5 protein-coding genes are annotated in these 4228 nt (G+C 74.0%); 2 read left to right on the forward strand and 3 right to left on the reverse strand.

The features are described from left to right. From NS184_RS16785 to NS184_RS16795, 3 genes are all read right to left on the reverse strand, one after another. The coding region (locus NS184_RS16785) for a J domain-containing protein (protein ID WP_152998300.1) at positions 1-281 on the reverse strand (281 nt) is incomplete at its 3' end. A 116-nt stretch (positions 282-397) separates the two neighbouring features. Continuing rightward, positions 398-1381 (reverse strand): winged helix DNA-binding domain-containing protein, encoded by a 984-nt coding sequence (locus tag NS184_RS16790; protein ID WP_152998301.1) that lies wholly within the window; start codon positions 1379-1381, stop codon positions 398-400. Between the two features lie 120 nt (positions 1382-1501). Further along, on the reverse strand, positions 1502-2242 hold the full coding sequence (locus NS184_RS16795; protein WP_058727213.1) for a phosphotransferase enzyme family protein: 741 nt from the start codon (positions 2240-2242) through the stop codon (positions 1502-1504). Between the two features lie 152 nt (positions 2243-2394). Between NS184_RS16795 and NS184_RS16800 the strand changes: the two genes are divergently transcribed. Both NS184_RS16800 and NS184_RS16805 read left to right on the forward strand, forming a co-directional pair. After that, a complete protein-coding gene (locus tag NS184_RS16800) occupies positions 2395-3036 on the forward strand; it encodes a GntR family transcriptional regulator (RefSeq protein WP_206556304.1) in 642 nt (213 codons plus the stop codon). A gap of 26 nt (positions 3037-3062) precedes the next feature. Continuing rightward, the coding region (locus NS184_RS16805; protein WP_152998302.1) for an MFS transporter at positions 3063-4228 on the forward strand (1166 nt) is incomplete at its 3' end.

A 4228-nucleotide genomic window follows, 5' to 3' on the forward strand; every position in this document is an offset into this window, starting at 1 on the left:
GACCCGTGCCTCCAGGCCGAGGAGCCGGACCCTGCCGATCCGGCCTCGTACGTGGGAGCCGAGCCGGGGCGGGATCCCGCGTCGTAGGCGCGGCGGGCGGCGGGGGTGCCGATGCGTTCCCACGCGAGCTGGACGCGTCGGAAGGACTGGGCGTCGCCGCCGAGGTCGGGGTGGGACTCGCGGGCGGCCTTCCGGTACGCGCGCCGGAGTTCGTCGTCGTCGGCGGTCGCGGGGACACCGAGGACCTCGTACGGGGTGGCGTCGGCCGGGCTGTCGGTCATGGCCTTGCGACATTACCCGAGGGAGCGTCGGGGTCAGCCGCACACGCGCTGGGTGCTGGCTGGGGACGGCCTCGGTCCGGGACGCGTGCGGGTCACGGGCCGGGCCCGGTTCAGGGTCATGCGACCGTGAACGTCACCGGGGCGCCCAGCCAGCGGGCGTACCGATCGGCGGCGGCACCGAGTGCGCGGACGGCCGACGGGTCGAGCGGGGCGAAGGGCGTGACCGTCACCCGGACCCCGGACGCGCGTTCCGCTCGGGTCCACGTCCCGACGACGACCCCGCGGACGACGGCCATCGGCAGGAAGACCCCGTTGCCGCCCGGCACGACGCGGTCCTGGTGCTCGACGGGCAGCTGCGCGGAGCGGTCCGCGTAGCCGAGGAGGTACTCGTCGAACCCGGGGAGCAGGTGGCCGGTGGGGATTCCGCCCGTGGACGGACGGTCGGCGAGCGCGAGCAGTCCCCCGCCGAGGTGCTCGACGGTGTCCCCGGCGGCGGCGAGGCCACGGCGGACGTCCCCGAGCGGGAGCTTCGTCCACGCGGCGGCGTCGACCTCGGTTGCCGGGCCCCTGCCCCGCAACCAGCCCGTGAGGAGCCGGCAGAGCGCCTCGTCACGGTCCGGCACGGGTTCGACGGCAGGCGCCCACTCGTCGAGGAGCACGATGCGCTGGCCGACCCTGGCGGTCGGACCCCAGACGACCAGTCCGTCGAGCGAGAGGCGGAGCAGGAGGTGGTAGCCGCGTCCACCGGCAGGGTCGATGCCGACGGCGCGCCAGCGGTCGAAGAGGTCGTCGCGGACGAGCGAGCGACCACCGCCGAGCGCCTCGACCGTGGCGTCGCGGGCCGTGGTGACGAGCGCCTCGTCGATCCCGAGCTCGGCGGCGCGACGGGCGACCGAGCGGACCGTGCGGTCGGCGGTGAGCGAGGCGATCAGCCGGAGGTCATCCGGCCGCAGGGCGTGCAGGGTGCCCCGCATCGGCCAGCCCCGGACGAGCTCGCCACGGTCGAAGGCGGCTCGGACGTCCTCACGCGTGCTGCCGGGCGTGCGGACCCCGATCGCCCAGAGCACCTGCCCGAGGTCCTGCCCCTGCACGGCGGTCATGCGCGCGACGGTGACCGTCGGCGTGGTGCCCGGGACGCCGACGCCCTGCGCGGCCAGGCGCTCGGCCCGGAGTCGCGCAGGGGTCGGCCGCGCGGACAGGAGCGGCCGGGGCACCGGTCGTCAGGCCACGGCCGCAGCGATGGCGTCCGCGTGCTCCTCGATGAACGCCACGTCGGCGCGGTAGAGCTCGACGTGACCGTGTGCGAGGTCGCTGACGAACTTCGGGTCGCCTGCCGCTGCCTCGGTCTCGATGGTGGTGACGAGCGCCACGAGCGAGGAGACCATCGTGTCGACGAGGACCGATCGCGAACGGGCGTCGAGCTCGTAGGCCCGGCAGAACTCGGCGGCTCGCCCGAGCCGGAGGTCGAGCGACGCGGAGCCGCCCTCGACGGCGCCGGTGGTGAACGGTGCGAAGCGGTACACGGCACTCGCGACGTCCCAGACCCTCGGGCCGGGGTGTGCGGTGTCGAAGTCGATGATGCCGACGGCCGCGATGCCGTCGTAGACGCAGTTGTACGGCGCGAAGTCGCCGTGGACGATCGTCTCGACCGGGGCGCGCTCCGCCTGGGACCACACGTCGGTGTCGCTCCGCGGGAAGTCAGCCGCGGCGTCGTGGTAGTGCCGGAGCATCCGGGCGGTGGTCACGAGCGCTGCCTCGCTCGCGATGTCCTGGGTCCAGGGGTAGTCACCGGCGGTGCCCGGGACGAACGACACCGTCTCGAGGGTGTCCCCGAGCGAGATCGGCTCCGGCACCCCGACGAAGCCGTGCCCGTGCACGTGTTCGAGCAGCCGGTGGACGGTGGGCGTCCACGGACCCGCCGGGCGGTGGACCCGGTCGTCAGCCCTGGTGATGCGTTCCATCAGGGGAACCTCCTGTCGGACGTCGTCGTTGACGTCGGGGCCAGCGTATCGGCGGAGTCCGAGGTGCGCCGCGATCGAAGTCAGGCCGTCACGGGACCGTCACAGCCTGGAAATGCGTGCAGCGTTGCATGCAAGGCGTAGTCTGGGTGACCGTGACGTCCCCGATCAGCACCGCGGCCGCGTCCGACCGCGCCTACGACCACGTCAAGCGCGCCGTCATCCGCGGCGACCTCCCCGGCGGGACCGCGATCAGTGAGAACGCGCTCTGCCAGGAGATCGGCGTGTCGCGGACACCGGTGCACGAGGCGTTCCTGCGCCTCGCGGCCGAGGGCCTCATCACCCTCGAGTCCCGGAAGGGTGCCGTCGTGCGACCGATGTCCCCGAACGAGGCGGTCGACGTGCTCGAGATGCGCGAGGCGATCGAGTCCACCGCGGCGACCCGGGTCGTCACCGACGGTCGAGCGGCGGACGTGCTGCCGTCCCTCCGGTCGATGCTCACCGAGCAGGAGGACGCGGTCGCCGCTGGTGACGTCGACCGCTTCGTCGAGGTGGACGCCGAGTTCCACGGCGCGGTCATCGGCGCCTCGGGGAACGGGATCGCGGTGATGTTCGCCCGGACCCTCCGGGACCGCCAGCAACGACTCCGTCACCACCTGATGCGACTCCGACCCGAACAGCTGCAGGCGTCGCTCGACGACCACCGCGAGCTCGCCGCCGCACTCGAGGCCGGCGACGCCGCCCGGTACGCCGAGGTCCTGCACGCCCACGTCGCATCGCACCGGGGCGCCCTGTGAGCGCGGCCGACGCGACCACCGGCAGCGTGCCCACCACGGGGTCGGTCGCCCTGCCGCAGACACGCGCGCGCGTCCTGCCGTGGGTGGCCGCCTGGGGTGCCGTCTTCGTGTGCTCCTGGGGCGGCAACCAGTTCTCGCCGCTGCTGCTCATGTACGAACAGCGGCAGCACTACTCGTCCGTGCTGGTGAACGTGTTCCTCGGGGTCTACGTCATCGGGCTCGCGCCGGCACTCCTCGTCGCCGGGTCGCTGTCCGACCGGCACGGCCGGCGCCCGCTCCTGCTCGTGGGCATCGGCACGGCCGTCGTCGGCAGCGGGCTCCTGGCACTCGGGCCGCTCGGCCCCGCGTTCCTCGGTGCCGGGAGGCTCTTCTCCGGCGCCACGGTCGGCATCGCGATGGCCGTCGGCAACAGCTGGGTGAAGGAGCTCTCGCAGGGCCGCTTCGACCCCCGCGCGGACGCCGGCGCCGGAGCCCGACGGGCCTCGCTCGCGTTCACCCTCGGGTCCGCGTCGGGGGCGCTCGTCGCCGGGGTCATCGCCCAGTGGGGGCCGATCCCCGAGGTCCTGCCGTTCCTCGTGCACATCGCGGTCGCCCTGCCGTTCGCGGTCATCGTCTGGCGCACCCCGGAGACGAACACCGCCGGAGGTCTCCCGGGGCCCTGGTGGCGCCAGCTGCGCATCCCGAGCGCCGGACACCGTCGGTTCACCCGTGTCGTGCTCGTCGCGGCGCCGTGGATCTTCGGCTCGGCGGCGATCGGGTACGGCTACCTGCCGACGCAGCTCGCCGGCGCGACCGGCACGTGGGGGCTCGTGTTCGCCACCGCCGCGACCGTCGTCGCCCTCGGCGTCTCGAGCGCGGTGCAGCCGATCGCGAAGCGCGTCCACTCGTCGACGTCCGCACGGGGTCTCACGGTGGCGGTCGCGCTCATGACGGTCGGGATCGGCGTCGTCGCCCTCGCGATCGTCCTGCAGTCCGTGTGGATCGGGCTCGGCGCGAACGTCGTCATCGGCGCGGGCATCGGCGTCGCGCTCGTGTCGTCCCTGCTCGAGGTCCAGCGGATCGCCGGCACACGCGACCTCGCGGGGCTCACCGGGGTCTTCTACGCGGCGGCCTACGCGGGTTTCCTCGCCCCCGCCGTGATCGCGGCGGTGGCCGGCTTCGTGGCCGTCCCGGTGGTCCTCGCCGTGGTCGT

The sequence above is a fragment of the Curtobacterium luteum genome, from assembly GCF_001475545.1.
Lineage (GTDB): Bacteria > Actinomycetota > Actinomycetes > Actinomycetales > Microbacteriaceae > Curtobacterium > Curtobacterium luteum_A.